The sequence below is a fragment of the Microthrixaceae bacterium genome, assembly GCA_023957975.1.
Lineage (GTDB): Bacteria > Actinomycetota > Acidimicrobiia > Acidimicrobiales > Microtrichaceae > JAMLGM01.
Genome location: JAMLGM010000001.1, coordinates 23,997 through 39,447, shown reverse-complemented (window position 1 = coordinate 39,447; position 15,451 = coordinate 23,997). Strand labels below are relative to the sequence as shown.

15 protein-coding genes are annotated in these 15,451 nt (G+C 66.3%); 10 read left to right on the top strand and 5 right to left on the bottom strand.

What is annotated here, in order from left to right; all coding sequences use genetic code 11:
* The first annotated feature begins 12 nt into the window (after positions 1 to 12).
* The gene (locus M9952_00190) at positions 13 to 1,194 is read left to right on the top strand and encodes an acyl-CoA dehydrogenase family protein (protein MCO5311350.1); all 1,182 of its coding nucleotides are present in this window, start codon (positions 13 to 15) and stop codon (positions 1,192 to 1,194) included.
* A 68-nt stretch (positions 1,195 to 1,262) separates the two neighbouring features.
* Positions 1,263 to 2,087 carry a thioesterase family protein gene (locus M9952_00185; protein MCO5311349.1) on the top strand — a complete coding sequence of 275 codons (825 nt, stop codon included), beginning with the start codon at positions 1,263 to 1,265 and terminating at the stop codon, positions 2,085 to 2,087.
* A gap of 8 nt (positions 2,088 to 2,095) precedes the next feature.
* Here M9952_00185 and M9952_00180 read toward each other — a convergent pair whose 3' ends face one another.
* Positions 2,096 to 2,416 carry a hypothetical protein gene (locus M9952_00180; GenBank protein MCO5311348.1) on the bottom strand — a complete coding sequence of 107 codons (321 nt, stop codon included), beginning with the start codon at positions 2,414 to 2,416 and terminating at the stop codon, positions 2,096 to 2,098.
* 158 nt (positions 2,417 to 2,574) lie between these two features.
* On the opposite strand from M9952_00180, the gene M9952_00175 reads away from it, so the two are divergent.
* The 4 genes from M9952_00175 (at position 2,575) to M9952_00160 (ending at position 5,832) form a co-directional block, all read left to right on the top strand.
* A complete protein-coding gene (locus tag M9952_00175; GenBank protein ID MCO5311347.1) occupies positions 2,575 to 3,870 on the top strand; it encodes a cytochrome P450 in 1,296 nt (431 codons plus the stop codon).
* Entirely contained in the window at positions 3,867 to 4,619 is a 753-nt protein-coding gene (locus tag M9952_00170) for an SDR family oxidoreductase (protein ID MCO5311346.1), read from the top strand. Before M9952_00175 ends, M9952_00170 begins: the two co-directional genes overlap by 4 nt.
* 189 nt (positions 4,620 to 4,808) lie before the next feature.
* Entirely contained in the window at positions 4,809 to 5,432 is a 624-nt protein-coding gene (locus tag M9952_00165; protein MCO5311345.1) for a nucleotidyltransferase domain-containing protein, read from the top strand.
* A gap of 19 nt (positions 5,433 to 5,451) precedes the next feature.
* Positions 5,452 to 5,832 (top strand): hypothetical protein, encoded by a 381-nt coding sequence (locus M9952_00160; GenBank protein MCO5311344.1) that lies wholly within the window; start codon positions 5,452 to 5,454, stop codon positions 5,830 to 5,832.
* Between the two features lie 135 nt (positions 5,833 to 5,967).
* Here the strand turns inward: M9952_00160 and M9952_00155 are convergent, their stop codons facing one another.
* Complete coding sequence (locus M9952_00155) at positions 5,968 to 7,323, bottom strand: aromatic ring-hydroxylating dioxygenase subunit alpha (GenBank protein MCO5311343.1); 1,356 nt, start codon at positions 7,321 to 7,323, stop codon at positions 5,968 to 5,970.
* Between the two features lie 118 nt (positions 7,324 to 7,441).
* Between M9952_00155 and M9952_00150 the strand changes: the two genes are divergently transcribed.
* Positions 7,442 to 7,834 (top strand): nuclear transport factor 2 family protein, encoded by a 393-nt coding sequence (locus M9952_00150; protein ID MCO5311342.1) that lies wholly within the window; start codon positions 7,442 to 7,444, stop codon positions 7,832 to 7,834.
* Positions 7,831 to 9,390, top strand: coding sequence for a long-chain fatty acid--CoA ligase (locus M9952_00145; GenBank protein ID MCO5311341.1), 1,560 nt, complete (start codon positions 7,831 to 7,833; stop codon positions 9,388 to 9,390). Before M9952_00150 ends, M9952_00145 begins: the two co-directional genes overlap by 4 nt.
* A 22-nt stretch (positions 9,391 to 9,412) precedes the next feature.
* Here M9952_00145 and M9952_00140 read toward each other — a convergent pair whose 3' ends face one another.
* A complete protein-coding gene (locus M9952_00140; protein MCO5311340.1) occupies positions 9,413 to 10,318 on the bottom strand; it encodes an SDR family NAD(P)-dependent oxidoreductase in 906 nt (301 codons plus the stop codon).
* A 65-nt stretch (positions 10,319 to 10,383) separates the two neighbouring features.
* Here M9952_00140 and M9952_00135 point away from each other — a divergent pair, with 65 nt between their 5' ends.
* Complete coding sequence (locus M9952_00135; GenBank protein MCO5311339.1) at positions 10,384 to 11,034, top strand: TetR/AcrR family transcriptional regulator; 651 nt, start codon at positions 10,384 to 10,386, stop codon at positions 11,032 to 11,034.
* 20 nt (positions 11,035 to 11,054) lie between these two features.
* Here M9952_00135 and M9952_00130 read toward each other — a convergent pair whose 3' ends face one another.
* Complete coding sequence (locus M9952_00130; protein MCO5311338.1) at positions 11,055 to 12,296, bottom strand: amidohydrolase; 1,242 nt, start codon at positions 12,294 to 12,296, stop codon at positions 11,055 to 11,057.
* Positions 12,297 to 12,614: 318 nt separating this feature from the next.
* Between M9952_00130 and M9952_00125 the strand changes: the two genes are divergently transcribed.
* Complete coding sequence (locus M9952_00125; protein MCO5311337.1) at positions 12,615 to 13,679, top strand: cyclase family protein; 1,065 nt, start codon at positions 12,615 to 12,617, stop codon at positions 13,677 to 13,679.
* 38 nt (positions 13,680 to 13,717) lie between these two features.
* Here M9952_00125 and M9952_00120 read toward each other — a convergent pair whose 3' ends face one another.
* Positions 13,718 to 15,160: an amidase gene (locus M9952_00120; GenBank protein MCO5311336.1), complete on the bottom strand. Its 1,443-nt coding sequence runs from the start codon at positions 15,158 to 15,160 to the stop codon at positions 13,718 to 13,720.
* Between the last annotated feature and the right edge of the window lie 291 nt (positions 15,161 to 15,451).

Genomic DNA, 15,451 nt, shown 5'->3' with positions numbered 1-15,451 from the left:
ACCATTCTCGCCATGAGCAGCCCCGAAGGTTCCACCCCCACCGGAGCGACCGATCCCGAGGTTCGCCGCGAGATCGTCGAGACCGTCCGCCGCTTCGTCGCCAAGGAGGTCATCCCGGTCGCCGGCGACCTCGAACACGCCGACGAGTTTCCCGCCGACATCGTGGCCAAGATGCGCGACCTCGGCCTGTTCGGCGTCACCATCCCCGAATCGCTCGGTGGCCTCGGCCTCGATCTGTTGACCTATGTCGCCATCATCGAAGAACTCGCCTACGGCTGGATGTCGCTCACCGGCATCATCAACACCCACACGATGTGCGCCACGCTCATCATGTATCACGGCAATGAAGAACAGCAGCGCCGCATCCTGCCGACGATGGCCTCTGGCGAACGGCGTGGAGCGCTGTCGCTGTCCGAACCCGACGCCGGCAGCGACACCCGCAACATCTCCTGCAAGGCGACCCGCGACGGCGACGAGTTCGTCCTCAACGGAACCAAGGCGTGGGTGACCAACGGCGAACGGGCATCGGTGGTCGCCTTGGCCGCACGCACCGAGGCCGGCATCTCGACCTTCGTCGTCGAAAAGGACCCGGGGCCGGTCTTCGAAGGGGTCTCCACATCCAAGAACGTCGGCAAACTCGGCTACAAGGGCGTCGAAACCGTCGAGATGACCTACGTCGATCACCGCATCCCGGCGGCCAACCTGATCGGCACCGACGGCCGCGGCCTGCCCCAGATCCTCTCGGTGCTCGAGGTGGGCCGCATCAACATCGCGTCGCGGGCCGTCGGCGTGGCACGGGCCGCGTTCGACGCTGCCCTCAGCTACTCCCAACAGCGATCCACCTTCGGCAAACCGATCGCCGAACATCAGGCCATCCAACTCAAGATTGCCGACATGGCCACCCGGCTCGAAGCCGCACGCCTCCTCACCCAAAATGCCGCCAACCGAAAGGCCGCCGGGGAACGCTGCGACGTCGAAGCCGGCATGGCAAAGCTGTTCGCCAGCGAGACCGCCCTCGAACTGTCGATGGAGGCCATGCGCATCCACGGCGGTGTCGGCTACACCACCGAGTTCCCCGTCGAGCGCTACTACCGCGACGCGCCCCTCATGGTCATCGGCGAGGGTACCAACGAAATCCAACGACTCGTCATCGCCCGCGGCCTGCTCGCACGCGCTCAACAAAGCCAGCGCTGAGACCGACCTCGGCACGCACCCGCCGACATCACCCGCACCGACATCACCGACTCCAGGAGCACCACAACATGTCCGACCTCGACAATGTCTTGCAGTCGTTCCAACTCACCGAAACCGGCCCGAACACCTTTCGTGCCCCCAACGCCGCAACCGGACACAACGTCGTGTTTGGCGGGCAGTTGCTCGGCCAGTCGATCATCGCCGCGCTCGCCGGCCACGAGGACAAACGGGTCATGACCCTGCACACCGTGTTCGCTCGCGCCGGGCGACCCGACCAGGACGTCGACATCACCGTCACCCCGGTCAACACGGGCCGATCCCTCGCGAGCGCGACCGTGACCATCTCCCAGGGCGACCGCGCCTGCACCCAGTCGAGCGTTCTGCTCACCGCCGACGATCCCGACTTCATCCGCCACGCCGACTCGGCCCCGTCGGTGAGCGGCCACGGCGAGTTCGCCCCGGTCGGCCACCTCGCCGGGTGGGAGATGCGCATCGTCGGCGACGTCGACGTGAACGACCCGGACCTGGTCGGCCCGCCGCAGCTCGACGTGTGGTCGCGATGGGCCGGAGCCCCGACCGGAGGCGGCACCGACGAGGCGCTGTTGGCCTTCGCGTCGGATGGCTTTCTCATCGCGACGGCCATGCGCCCGCACCTCGGCGTCGGCCAGTCTCAGGCCCACGTGTCGATCTCGACCGCGGTGATCAGCCACACGATCACCTTCCATGACCGCTTCGATGCGGGCGACTGGCTGCTGTTGAGCCACCACAGCCCACATGCGGGCAACGGCCGTTCCTACGGGCGGGCGGCGGTGTTCACCGAGGACGGGCGACTCGTCGCCTCCTATGTGCAGGACGCGATGATTCGCCCGATCAGCACCGGGGCGAAGCTGTAGCCCGGCGCCTACTTCTTGGCGTTTGCGGCGGCCAGCTTCTTGACGAGGGTGTGGATGTCGCCCAGCTGCTTCTTCATCGCCGGCACGTCGTCGAGCACCTCAAGTCGCTCTTCGAGAACGGCCAACAGGCCCTTCACCTCGGTGAGCACGGCGGTCGCTTCGGTGAGTGTCGCGGTCGCGTCGCCGAGGGTTCCCTCGACATCCACGAGGGTGCGTTCGACGTCGACGAGCGTGGCATCGACGCGCCCGAGCACCGGACGCACCTCGGCGATCAGGTCGTCGACCTTCTTGAACACATCGGTCGGCAACCCCGGAATCAGCTTCCCCATACACACTCCTCCCCGACGGCGGCGAGGCGCACACTACCGACTCGCCGCATGCCTTGCCCGCTGCAATGCATCGTGGTAGGCATTGACGCACATGATGCTGTGCACTCGCACAGCAGGGGGAGCCGCAACTCGACTGCGGCCGATGACGTGGGGGACACGTGAGCGATTGGAAGAGCATCGATTTTTTCACCGACAACTCGTTGGTGGATGACCCATATCCGTACTTCGACGAGCTGCGTGGACAATGCCCGGTGCTGCCCCTCGACCATCTCGGAGTCGTCGCCGTCACCGGTTATGACGAGGCTTCTGCGATCTACCGCGATCCCGAGACTTTCTCCTCGTGCAATTCGGTCGTCGGGCCCTACGCGATGTTCCCCGAACCGCTCGTGGGCGACGACGTCACCGAACAAATCGCCGCGCAGCGCCACCACCTCCCCATGCACGAACACATGGTGACCATGGACGCCCCCGAACACACCCGTGAGCGCTCGCTCATCATGCGCCTCCTCACCCCCAAGCGTCTCAAGGAGAACGAGGAGTTCATGCGGCGCCTCGTCGACGTCGAACTCGATACGTTCATCGACGACGGGAAATGTGAGTTCATCTCGGCCTATGCCCAGCCGTTCGCCATGTTGGTCGTCGCGGATGTCCTGGGAGTCCCTGAAGAGGACCACCAGCGCTTCAAGGCCGGTTTCGGCATGCGCGCCCACGTCGGCGAGGTCGGCGCCGGGGCCGAGGGCAACCCCGAGGAAAACCCGCTCGGCTGGCTCGACGAGGAGTTCGCCGCGTACCTCACCGATCGCCGTGCCAACCCGCGCAACGACGTGCTCACCAAGCTCGCCGAAGGCACCTACCCCGACGGCACGTTGCCCGACATCACCTCGGTGGTGCGCACCGCGACGTTCCTGTTCGCCGCCGGTCAGGAAACCTCAGCACGCCTGTTGGCGGCCTCGATGAAGTATCTGGCCGAGCACCCCGAGACCCAGGAACTTCTGCGCAACAACCACGACCTCATCCCCAACTTCCTCGAAGAGGTCCTGCGGATGGAAAGCCCGGTGAAGACCGACTTCCGGCTCACCAAGCGCACCACCAACGTCGCCGGTGTCGATATCAAGGCCGGCACCCCGGTCATGTTGTTGAACGGCGCCGCCAACCGCGATCCTCGCCGCTTCGAATGCCCGGCGGATTTCAAGCTCGACCGCGACAACGCCCAGTCGCATCTCGCCTTCGGGCGTGGCCAGCACGCATGCCCCGGTGGTCCCCTCGCCCGGGTCGAGGCCCAGGTCACGATCGAGCGCATCCTCGACCGCATGCACAACATCCGCCTCGACCCCGAGTTCCACGGCTCCGGCGACGACGTGCGGTTCGGCTATGAGCCCACGTGGATCCTGCGCGGCCTCACCGACATCCACCTCGAATGGGACACCGTGGTCCCTGCAGGAGACGCCTCGTGAGCGGGGCCGCTCGGGTCGCGGTCGTCACCGGCGCAGCGTCGGGCATCGGGTTGGGCATCGCCCAGCGTTTCGCCGCGGACGGCCACAAGGTCGCGGTGCTCGACCGAAACGCCGAGGCCGCGGCGAAGGCCGCCTCGGAGTTGGTCGCTTCCGGTGCGACGGCCATCTCAGTGGCGGTGGATGTCGCCGACCACGACTCGGTGGTGGCTGCGTTCGGGCAGGTTCGCAACGAACTCGGCAACACCGAGATTCTCGTCACGAGCGCGGGAATCGAGGGCTTTGATTCGCTGCTCGATGTCTCCCCGCAGCGTTGGGAACAGATCATCGCGGTGAACCTGACCGGCACCTTCTGGTGCGTCCAGGAGGCGGTTCCACAGATGATCGACGCCGGCTTCGGCCGCATCGTCACCATCTCGTCGTCGAGCGCACTGTCGGGGGCGCGGCGCATGACCCACTATGTCGCTTCCAAGGGTGGCGTCATCGGGCTCACCAAAGCGCTCGCAGCCGAACTCGCACCGCAGCGCATCACCGCCAATTCGATCGCTCCGTGTCTCATCGACACGCCGATGGTCGACCAGGCGGTCGAGTCCGGCGACTTCCCGGGGGTAGAGGCCGTTGCCCCGCACATCCCGTTGGGGCGCGCCGGCACGCCCGACGACACCGCCGCAGCGGCGGCCTACCTCGCGTCCGACGGCGCCGAGTACATCACCGGGCAGACCCTCACGGTCGCCGGCGGCCTGTACCTCTGATCATCGGCTGATCGTCGGCCGGGCTCGGCGGGCTCTCTTCGGCGGGATCCCGCGAACTTTGTGCGGAAAGCGACACGTGGTGTCACTTTCTGCACAAAGTTCGCGTTCGGACCCCGCGTTGGCGCAGCTATTCACCTCTTTTCTGAAACACTCGTTCCATAAATGCAGTTATCCGGATAGACTCTGCACATGGACTTCGTGCGACCGATCGAGGCGATCGTGCCTGGGGCTCAGGGACGGGTGCTCGAGGTACTCGCGCGAACGACCGATGAACTGAACCTTCGCACGATTGCCCGCTTGGCCGGCATCAGCCCCGCACAAACCTCGCGGGTGCTTCCACGACTCGCCTACCTCGGCATCGTTCGCCGGCGGGAGGTGCCACCAGCATCGTTGTTCAGCCTTGCTCTCGACCACGTGGCCGCTGGCCCCTTGCTTGCCCTCGCGGCTTCGCGGCAGTCGGTCCTCGACGAGATCGGACGCGCAGCAAGTGAACTTGTGGACCTACCGATCAGCGCCATCGTGTTTGGCTCGCTTGCGCGAGGTGAGGCCGACGCCGAAAGCGATATCGACCTCGCCGTCGTACGTCCCACCCACATTGACGAGGACGACGATTCCTGGGTCGACGGGCTCGAATCCTTGCGGCAGCGGGTGCGCGACGTCAGCGGAAATCAGGTCGAGATCCTCGAAGTCGGCGTTGATGACGTGGCGCACAAGCTGACCTCGGACAATCCGGTCTGGGCGGACATCTGTCGCGAGGGGCGAGTCGTCTACGGCCGTTCCATCGACGAACTTCGGGAGATCAAGGTTGGGTAAGCAGGGGCGGACTCGGCCTGTGACCGCAGCGCAGGTACGCGCCTATGCGGCCAAGTCGCAGGAGTTTGCCGAAGCGGCCGCGAGCGACCTCGATGCTGGCCGCAACATCGCAGCCACGAGCCTTGCCATCCACGCGACGATCAACGCAGCCGATGCAGTTTGCGGTGCGCGCCTGGGCAAAAGGTCGGGCGGCGACGACCACGACCAGGCTCTGAGCCTCCTGCAGGTTGCAGGAACGGACGGGGCCGAGGTCGAGCGTCACCTGCGGCGCCTCCTTCCCTTGAAAACAAAGGCAGAGTACGACCCCGATGCCATCGCTGCGTCGGTGGCCAAGCGAGCGGTCGAGCGAGCACTTCAGTGCGCCGCTATCGCTCGACGGGTCGCCGTTTCCGTGCGCTGATCGTCGACGCTGACAGGCTTTCGCGAAGCACCTGTCGGGATCCCGCGAACTTTGTGCGGAAAGCGACACGTGGTGTCACTTTCCGCACAAAGTTCGCGCGCCAGCGCCGGCACCCGCGCGCCGGCGGCGCGTCGATCAGAACTCGATATCGACGACGTGGCGTTCGAGCGGGTTGACGTTCACCTCACGAAGCGCCGAAGCGAGCCGGTCGTGGGGCAACCCGGCGAGGAACCCGTCGAGGACCCGTTCGAAGTTCGACAGGTGGCCCTCCCCCGTCTGCGACAGTCGCATGAACTCGAAGGCCTTCGAGTGCAGCCCGAGTTGTTGACGCGGCAGGTTCGAGAAGTCCTGCGCCGGAATCGGGGGCCAACGCGGATCGTCGTGTGGCCAGATCTCCGGCGGGACCGGGCGAGGCCGTTCGGCGTCGGAGGGATACCGGGTCATCGACCAGATCTCCATGATCGTCTCCTCGGGCCCGACCGGGCGGAAGCGATAGGAGGACGCGCTCGAATACATCGGCAACACGAAGTAGTGCGGGAACACGTAGCCCATCGGCTCGGCGAGCCCCTTGGCCTCGAGGTCGACGAGGTCGGGAACCTCGTGGCCGAGGCTGCGATGATGCTCGACCACAGCGGTATTGAGCGCCAGGTACCACGCCGCCATGGCCGCGGCCGGGTCGGCGGGCAGGTCGATGTCGCGGATCGACTCCGCAACCGCGACGTCGGTGGCGTGCACCATCCCCGCCATGCCCTCGCTCATCGTGTGCAGGTACTGGATCTCGGCGTCGACGAAGCGTTTGGGGTCGAACTCGCCGTGTTGCGCGCCGTATCGCATCCCCGCGATGACGAGCTGAGGGTGGGTGACCACGACGTGGTACATCTCCTGAAACGCCTGCTGGGCCAGCTTCCAGTTCACCGGAAGGCGGCACGCGTACCACCACTCGACCCGCAGATCCTCGACCTTCCACGCATCGAGGATGCTCGCCGCCGGCTCGATCGACTCACGCAGCGGCGGCGCCTCGGGGTCGAGGTTGATCCACACACACCCACCCCACGTATCGCACTGAACCGGGGCGAGGCTCACGTCATCCGCGTCGATGTTGTGCTGCGCAAACGACTTACGCATCGGGATCTTCGTGTTGCGCCCGCTTTGGTCGTAACACCAGCCATGAAACGGGCAGACGAATTCCTTGGCGCAGTTGCCCGGCGCGGTCGCCAGCTTCACCCCACGGTGACGACACGTGTTGTGCATCGCCCGGATCTCGCCGTCCTCGCCGCGGATGACGATCACCGACTGGTCGAGAATCTCATAGACGCTGAAGTCGCCGGGTTCGGGGATCTCTTCGAGACGACAGGCCATCTGCCAGGTCCGCGACCACAGCTGCTCGGCCTCGAGATCGAAGAACTCCTGGCTGTAGTAGCGCTCCTTCGGCGCCCGATCCGGCACCTCGACCGCATACGGAATCGGCTGTTTCGACCACGCGTGAGTCACGACCATCCCCCTGAGGCCGCTCGGGACGTCCCCGGCGACATCGTTGCAGTAGGTTTAGACCAACCGGTCGGTACATTCAACGACGGTTCCGATAAACACCGTCGATCAGGGGGATTTGATGTCGAGTCGCACATTCGCAGACGTGTCCGAAGGGGTCCGGGCGACCATCGCCCGCTACACGCTGGCCCTCGACGATGGTCGGACCGACGATGTCATCGCGACGTTCGCCGCCGACGGGTCCTTCGAGCTCGAGGGCAAACCCCCGGCGGCGGGAATCGAGGCGTTGCGCACCATGTACGAGCGCTGGGTGCCCCGAGTCCCACAACGCCATCTCGTGTCCAACACGCTCGTCGACACATGGAGTGACACCGAGGCCACCGCGATCAGCGACGTCGTGTTGCTGGTCAAGATCGACGAGGCGTGGTCGGTGCAGTTCGTGGCCCGCTATCACGATCGCCTCGTCGCAGACGGCGACACCTGGAAGTTCGCATCGCGCAAGGTCCTGACATGACCTCGACTCCCATGACATCTCCCGACATGAGTTGGGTCGCGGTGCTGGAACTTCACGCCCGACGCCGTCCGGACGCGCCGATCGTCGAGTTCGAGGGTCGGGCGATCAGCTACGCCGAAATGGCCGACCGTTCGGCCGCGGTCGCTGCGTCGCTGCGGGGTCTCGGGGTCGACGACGGCCAGGTCGTCGCCCTGTTGGCCTACAACAGCGCGGACTTCCTCACGACGATTTTCGCGGCCAACACCCTCGGTGCCGTCGCCATGCCGATCAACTGGCGACTCGCCCCCGACGAGGTGCGCTACATCCTCGATCACTCCCAGGCCGTCGCGCTCGTGTGCGACGCCGACACCCTGGCGTTGGGAGCGGCGGCGGCCGACCTGTGCGAACACGACCAACTCGTGCGGGTGGCGATCGGCGCCAACCCAGCCGCGACCGCGGCAGCAGCTGCCGCCGGGTGGCATCGCTTCGACGACCTCGCGGCCACCGATGAACGCTGCGAGCGACTCCCTGCGGCCGGCAGCGACCTGCACCGGCTCATGTACACCTCCGGCACGACGGGTCGCCCCAAGGGCGTGATGATCACCCATGAGAACCTGGCGTGGAAGAACGCCGCGCACGTCGCGGAGCTCGGGTTCACCAGCGCGGACGTCGGGCTCGCGTGTGGGCCGCTGTATCACGTCGGTGCGCTCGATCTCGTGACGACCTCGATGATGTCGGTCGGGGCGCGCACCATCGTGCACCGCAGCTTCGACCCCGCGGCCGTGGTGGACGAGATCGAACGATCGAAGGTAACCGTCATCTGGGCGGCACCCGCGATGGTGCGCGCCGTGCTGGACGTCGAGGGCATCGAAACACGGGACCTGTCGTCGGTGAAGGTGATCATCGCTGGCGGCGAGAAGATGCCGATCCCGACGATCGAGCGCATCGGTCGCATCTTTCCCTCCGCCTGGTTCGCCGATGCGTACGGCCTCACCGAGACGGTGTCCGGAGACACCTTTCTCGATCCCGACCACACGATCGCCAAGCTCGGCAGCGTCGGTCGGCCGTGTCAGTACCTCGAGCTCGACATCTGGGATGAACACGGCGCGTCGCTGCCCGCCGATCAGCCCGGCGAGGTGGTGTTGCGCGGCCCGAAGGTGTTCACCGGCTATTGGCGTGACCCCGACGCGACGGCGAAGGCGTTTGCGGGAGGGTGGTTCCACACCGGCGACATCGGGGTTCGCGACACCGACGGGTTCGTCTACATCGTCGATCGTCTCAAGGACATGATCGTGTCGGGCGGCGAGAACATCGCCAGTTCCGAGGTCGAGCGGGCGATCTATGAACACCCCGCGGTCGTCGAGGCGGCCGTGGTCGCACGACCCGATGACCGCTGGGGCGAGGTTCCGGTCGCGTTCGTGGTGACCTCCGACGAGGCGACCACGCCCGACGAACTCATCGACCATTGCCGGGCACGGCTCGCTAAGTTCAAGGTGCCGACGGCGGTGACCCTCATCGAGGCACTCCCCCGCAATCCGTCGGGCAAGGTGCTCAAGCGTGAGCTGCGTGAGCGGTGAGCTGCGTGAGCGGTGAGGCTGGTCAATCCGCAGCGTGGAGGTGTCTGGTGAACTCGGCCGACCATTCCAACAGGTCGGCCGAGATGCTCAGCGTGGACGTGTCGTCGATGGCCGCCCAGTTCTGCGCGATGTCGTCGATCGTGGTGTCATGACCTCCGAGGTACCCCTCGGTCGTGGCGATGACCATGCGCGAGAACCGGCCCGCTCCGGCGGCGTAGATCTCGCCGCTCACCGAGCAAGCGTCGTGGCAGAGGTAGGCGACGAGCGGCGCCACCAGCTCCGGGGCCATCGGCGAGTCGGGCGGGCTGTCGGTGGCCTGGCCCGCCATGCGGGTTTCAGCCGCGGGGGCGACCGCGTTCACAGCGATGTCGTGGCCCCGGCCCGACGCCGCGAGCGCTCTCATCAGCCCAACGACGCCGCCTTTTGCCGCGGCGTATGCCAGGTTCGCTGGGTGTCCCAACATGCCGGCCGAGGTGGTCATGACGATGCGGCCCCGACCCTGTTTGACGAAATGTGGCCACGCGGCGCGGGCCGTGTTGAACGAGCCGATCAGGTGGACATCCAGGTGGCGCTGCAGCGTGTCGAGGTCGATCTCGGGCATGGTCGCCCACTTCATGATCCCGGCGTTGTTGATGAGTGCGTCGAGGCGACCGAAGTGTTCGAGCGCGGTCGCCACGAGCGCCTCGGCGCCCTCGACCCTCGACACGTCGTTGCCGTCCGCCACCGCCACCCCGCCGCAGTCATGGATCTGTGCGACGACCTCGTTCGCCGGCGCAACGTCGGTGCCGCGGCCGCCCATCGAGGTGCCGAGGTCGTTCACCACGACGCTTGCACCGCGCGCCGCGAGCAATTCGGCGTAGGCCCGTCCGATGCCGCGTCCTGCGCCGGTCACCACGACCACCCGGTCGTCGAAGGAAAGTTCGTTCACGCTGCCAACCCCCTGATGTACCAGCGACCGTCTCGCCGCGAACCCCCGTTAACGTTGGAGTCCTGATGTCCGAGCCAACCACGATGCCAGAGCCATCCTCGCCCGCCGAGCCATCCCCGCCCGCCGACGAACGCGCCCGGAGCGACAAGTGGCTCGCTCGCCGCGAATCGATCGTCGACACCTCGGCCAAGGTGTTCGCCAAGCAGGGCTATCACGCCACCGGCATCGTCGAATTGTGCGACGCAAACGGGCTCGGCAAGGGCGCGTTCTACCACTACATCGGCTCGAAGGAGGAGCTGCTCGCAGCGATCCACGACCGGGTGATGGACGAGGTGCTCGCGGGTGCCGATCGGGTGATCGACGGCGACGGATCCCCGGCCACGAAGCTGGCCTTGCTCGGCGACGAACTGCTCGATGTCATTCACCGCTACCCCGATCACGTGTGGGTGTTCCTGCACGAATTCCCGGCGCTCACCGAGGAGCGGGCGGCGACGTTTCGGGCACGGAGGCGACGCTACGAGGCGGCCGTCGAGTCGGTGCTGCAGGCCGGCATCGACGCCGGGGAGTTCCGCGACCTCGATCCCCGACTCACCACACTCGCCTGGCTGGGCATGCACAACTACACCTACCTGTGGTTGCGCGGCGAAAAGGGCGTCGTCGCCCACGACATCGCCGAACCCTTCGCCGACATCTTCCTGCGGGGCATCCTGGCCTGAGGCAATTCGGGCGCCGAGGCTCACGCTGCGGTGCGTTCGAAGCCCAACAGATCTGCGAGGGTTCCGCCCACCATCGCCTTGCGCTCCTCGTCGGGAACTCCCGCCATCAGCGATGACAGAAGTTCCTGGCTGCCGCGGAAGGTCCCCTCCGCGTGCGGATAGTCGTTGCCCCACATGATCGTCGACAGGCCGGTGACGTGACGGCACGCGACGGCGACCGGGTCGTCCTGGAACGACACGTGGAACTGACGCTGCACGTACTCACTCGGCATGAGCGGGTACAGCCATTTCTCGTTGAGCTTGAACAGCTGCGCCATGCCGGGTTGGTCGTCGTTGGGGCGGGTGTCGTCCCACACGCCGATCCACCAGTCGGGGTCCTGACCGATGCCGGTCACCCAGCATTTGCCCATCGACCCGACGAGCGATGCCAGCCAGTGCGCGTTGAACTCGATGAGTGAGAAATGCAGGTCCGGGAAGCGCTCGGGCACGCCGCCGCCGATGAGCTGACAGATGAGGGTCTGGGGCACCACGGGTTGCATGACCGCCTGGGTCACCATGCGCTTGGCCGCCATCTTCTCGGTCATCGGCTGGTTCACCTGCTGGGCGTTCTCCATCATGATCTTGAGGGTGAGCGCCTCGGGATCGTTGACCCGGATGCCGCCGGTCTGGGTGTGCACGAACACGCTCATCCCGGTGTCCTGGATCGCCGCCCACACCGGGTCGTAGTCGCGCAGGTAGTACGGACGAGGTGCGGTGGCCGGAAGCAGCACGGCCTTGAATCCGCCGGCCGCAACACGTTCGATTTCGGTGACGGCGTCGCCGATGTCGGTCAGCGGGATCGGTGCGGTGGGGGCGAGGCGATGGAAGTACGGGCTGAAACGCTCGATGACGTAGTCGTTGTAGACGCGGGCGTGAGCGATCGACATCTCGTGATGGTCGGTGAACAGGCCGAACTGCGACAGGTTGGGGTGCAGGACCTGGGCGTCGACGCCGTCGGCATCCATGTCGGACAGGATGTGTTCGGGGTCGCCTTCGGGGGTGCGCCCGGTGGTTTGGCGATAGCGAGAGACGGTCCACCCCTCGAACCCGGGGGTGTGGAGCTTGCGAAACACTCGGGCGCCGCCCTCGACGAGGGGCTCGATCTCGAACTCCTCCTCCCACACCGCGAGATGACGCAGTTCCTTGGGCAGGCGCTCCTTGAACAGGGTGATGGGCTCGAGCAGATGCCCGTCGGCTGAGACGACGAAATCACGTTCGGTCATGGCTGGTTCCTCCCCCGAGGTGTCGACAACGACATGGTGCTGGCAGCGACAGTGCCGACAGCGACAGTGCTGACAGCGACGTTCTGGCGACAGCGACAGTGCTGACAGCGACGTTCTGGCGATTCGGATACTTCATTCTCCTCAATCGCGAATCCGCGTGTACGTTAGACCGATCGGTACAATTCGGCAACGACGTCGCCGCACCCGCCTGTTCTCCGATAACCAGTGGTCGCTATAGCGACCACTGGTTATCGGGGAACGAGCGGGGTGAGGGGCGAGGGGTCTCACGCTCGGGCTCTGGCTCGTGCAACAGGGGGTATGAAGGTGGCGAAGCGTTGGGTGCAACGACCGGAGGGCTCGACCTGGGGCGACTGGGGCGATGACGACGAACTGGGTCGCATCAACCTGCTCACGCCGAACAAGGTGCTCGAGGGCGTGCGCGAGGTCACCGAGGGCATCTCGTTCTGCCTGAGCCTGCCGCTCGATTTCCCCGGCGGCACCGCGCTCAATCAGCGTCGCCACCCGCCGCGCATCGCCCCGACCGAGGACATGGAGGGGGTGCGCGACACCTTCTACAACGTCCACATGAGCGAGATGCCCGACTTCGGCGACCCGAAATACGTCGACGTGTGGACCGATGATGTCGTCACGTTGTCGCTGCAGTATTCGACCCAGTGGGACTCCCTCGCCCACGTCGGCGCCGAGTTCGACGCGGATGGCGACGGGGTCGACGAGCCGGTCTTCTACAACGGCTACCGGGCGGGCATCGACCTCGTCGGGCCGAGTGAGGACGCCCGCGGCGACGGCAGCGGCCACCGTTGTTTCGCCCATCACCTCGGGTTGGAGCACATGGCGGCGCACGGGGTGCAGGGGCGAGGTGTGCTCGTCGATCTCGAAGCGCACCTGAGCGACGAATGGCGCGCGGTCGACCTGGCGACCCTGCAGCGGATCATGGACGAGGACGGCGTGGTCGTCGAACCCGGCGACATCTTGTTGCTCCACACCGGTTTCGCCACGCGGATCCTCGAATGGGGCGGCAACCCCGACCCCCGCAAGCTGTTCACGACCTCGAGCTATCTCGACGCGAAGGACCCGGCGTTGTTGGAGTGGATCGAGGCCTCACAGATCTCCGCACTCGTCGCCGACAACTACGCCGTGGAGGGACTGCTGGGTAAGGACCGCGAGCCCGAACGCCACTCGTTCCTGCCCATTCATCACCTGTGCCTGTTCAAACTCGGCGTGCCCCTCGGCGAGATGTGGTACCTGCACGACCTGGCGCTGTGGCTGCGCGAGCACAACCGAAGCCGGTTCCTGCTCACCGCTCCCCCGCTGCGCCTGCCCGGCGTCGTCGGCTCGCCGCTCACCCCCGTCGCCACCGTCTGACGCAACCGAGACGGCGAGACGGCGAGACGGCGACCGGCTCAGTCGGTGATGCGGGGGAACGGGTTGGCTTGTTCCAACAGGTACGCGGCCTCGATCAGCGTGCGCTCATCGCCCCACGCCCCCTGCAACTGCACGCCAACCGGCAGGCCCGTCGACGACAACCCCGCCGGGACCGACATGGCCGGCGTTCCGGCGATGTTGTTGAGCGGCGTGTAGGCGACATAGGAGAACAGCCGGTCGATCAGCGTCGAGAACGGGAGTTGGGGGCTCAGGTAGCCGATCTCGGGAGCGGGATGGCGAAGCACCGGCGACACGACGAGTTCGTGGCCCCGAAACATCTCGCCGTACGCGGCCGGAACCTGCTTCAGGCGCTTGATCGCCCCACGGGTGTGGCGCAGGTTCGCCCGGTGATGATCCCGTAGGCCGCGCCCCACACCGTCGGCCTTCGTCTTGTCGAAATCCGATGCGACCAGGTGCTTGCCGAGATCGATGAGCGCGTGGGCCAGCAGCGCCCAGTACTGCAGGAAGTCGTCGCGGAAACCGAGGCCGACAGGCAGCGGGATTTCCTCGACGTGGTGGCCGGCTTCCTCGAGGATCGCCACGGTCTGCTCGACGGCGGCGCGGGTGTCGGCGTCGGGCGGACCGGTGATGGAGTCGAAGATGACCCCGACACGCAGCCGCCGGTTGCCGGGCCCTTCGATGCGTCCCACGGGCGGCAGCATCGGGTTGCGGTAGCCGGCCTCGATCCCGTCGAGGAACACCGCCGTGTCACGCACCGACCGAGACACGATGCCCTCGGTTCCGATGTCGATCGGCACCTTCTTCATCCGGTCACTGATGAGATGGCGCCCGCGGGTCGTCTTCAACCCGACGAGCCCCGCACACGCTGCCGGGATGCGGATCGAGCCACCGCCGTCATTCGCGTGCGCGATCGGCACGACTCCAGCCGCGACGAGCGCTGCCGAACCTCCCGAGGAAGCACCCACCGAATAGGCGGGATTCCACGGGTTACGGGTCGGCTCGCGCGTCATGAACTCCGTCGAGGCGTTGAGCCCGAACTCGGGAAGCCGCGACTTGCCGATGATGGTGACCCCGGTCGACAGGACCTGTCCGGTGAACGGCGCGTCCTTCTGTGCCGGCTTGGCGACGTAGGCCTCGCTGCCGTTACCGGTGGGCACGCCGAGGACCTCGGTGTTGTCCTTGAGATAGGTCGGCACGCCGAAAAACGGGGCGTCGGAACCGGCGCCGGTGCGGGGTCGGTCATACATCGGGGTTTCGACCGCACGAAGGGTCGGGTCGACCATTGCCGCCCGTGCGATCGCCGCCTCCAGCAACTCCTTGGGATGCACCGCTCCGGAGCGGACACGCTCCGCGAGCGCAACCGCGTCGTCATCACCGAGCGCATCATCGGTGAATGCATGCACTCGTTCGGACGCCGCTCGGTCGGACACGGCTCGGTCGGACGCCGCTCGTTCAGACATTGGTACTCCCCTGAGATCGGCTTCGAGCGCGTCTCACTGGTACGCGTCGACATCTGCCAAGAGCGCGAGCGTACCGCGGCTTGCAGCGCCCAGCAGTCAGCGCTGGTGGTTCAGGTTCGGTCACTTGGTGGGTTGTCTGGGTGACGGTGTCGAATCGTCAGTGGCCACTAATAACGGACCACCCACCGACGAGGCACTGGAGACTACCGACGAGGACGTTTCGGTCAATCTCGACGGCAACCCTCTCGCTACACCCGCGAACGTACGTGAACATCTCGAACGCCCGAACCG

Bases quoted from the DNA above. Each gene is read 5' to 3' on its own strand.
- M9952_00190 (MCO5311350.1), top strand. From the start codon at position 13: ATGAGCAGCCCCGAAGGTTCCACCCCCACCGGAGCGACCGATCCCGAG.
- M9952_00150 (MCO5311342.1), top strand. From the start codon at position 7,442: ATGTCGAGTCGCACATTCGCAGACGTGTCCGAAGGGGTCCGGGCGACC.
- M9952_00125 (MCO5311337.1), top strand. From the start codon at position 12,615: ATGAAGGTGGCGAAGCGTTGGGTGCAACGACCGGAGGGCTCGACCTGG.
- M9952_00185 (MCO5311349.1), top strand. From the start codon at position 1,263: ATGTCCGACCTCGACAATGTCTTGCAGTCGTTCCAACTCACCGAAACC.
- M9952_00180 (MCO5311348.1), bottom strand. From the start codon at position 2,416: ATGGGGAAGCTGATTCCGGGGTTGCCGACCGATGTGTTCAAGAAGGTC.
- M9952_00135 (MCO5311339.1), top strand. From the start codon at position 10,384: ATGTCCGAGCCAACCACGATGCCAGAGCCATCCTCGCCCGCCGAGCCA.
- M9952_00145 (MCO5311341.1), top strand. From the start codon at position 7,831: ATGACCTCGACTCCCATGACATCTCCCGACATGAGTTGGGTCGCGGTG.
- M9952_00120 (MCO5311336.1), bottom strand. From the start codon at position 15,160: ATGTCTGAACGAGCGGCGTCCGACCGAGCCGTGTCCGACCGAGCGGCG.
- M9952_00165 (MCO5311345.1), top strand. From the start codon at position 4,809: ATGGACTTCGTGCGACCGATCGAGGCGATCGTGCCTGGGGCTCAGGGA.
- M9952_00130 (MCO5311338.1), bottom strand. From the start codon at position 12,296: ATGACCGAACGTGATTTCGTCGTCTCAGCCGACGGGCATCTGCTCGAG.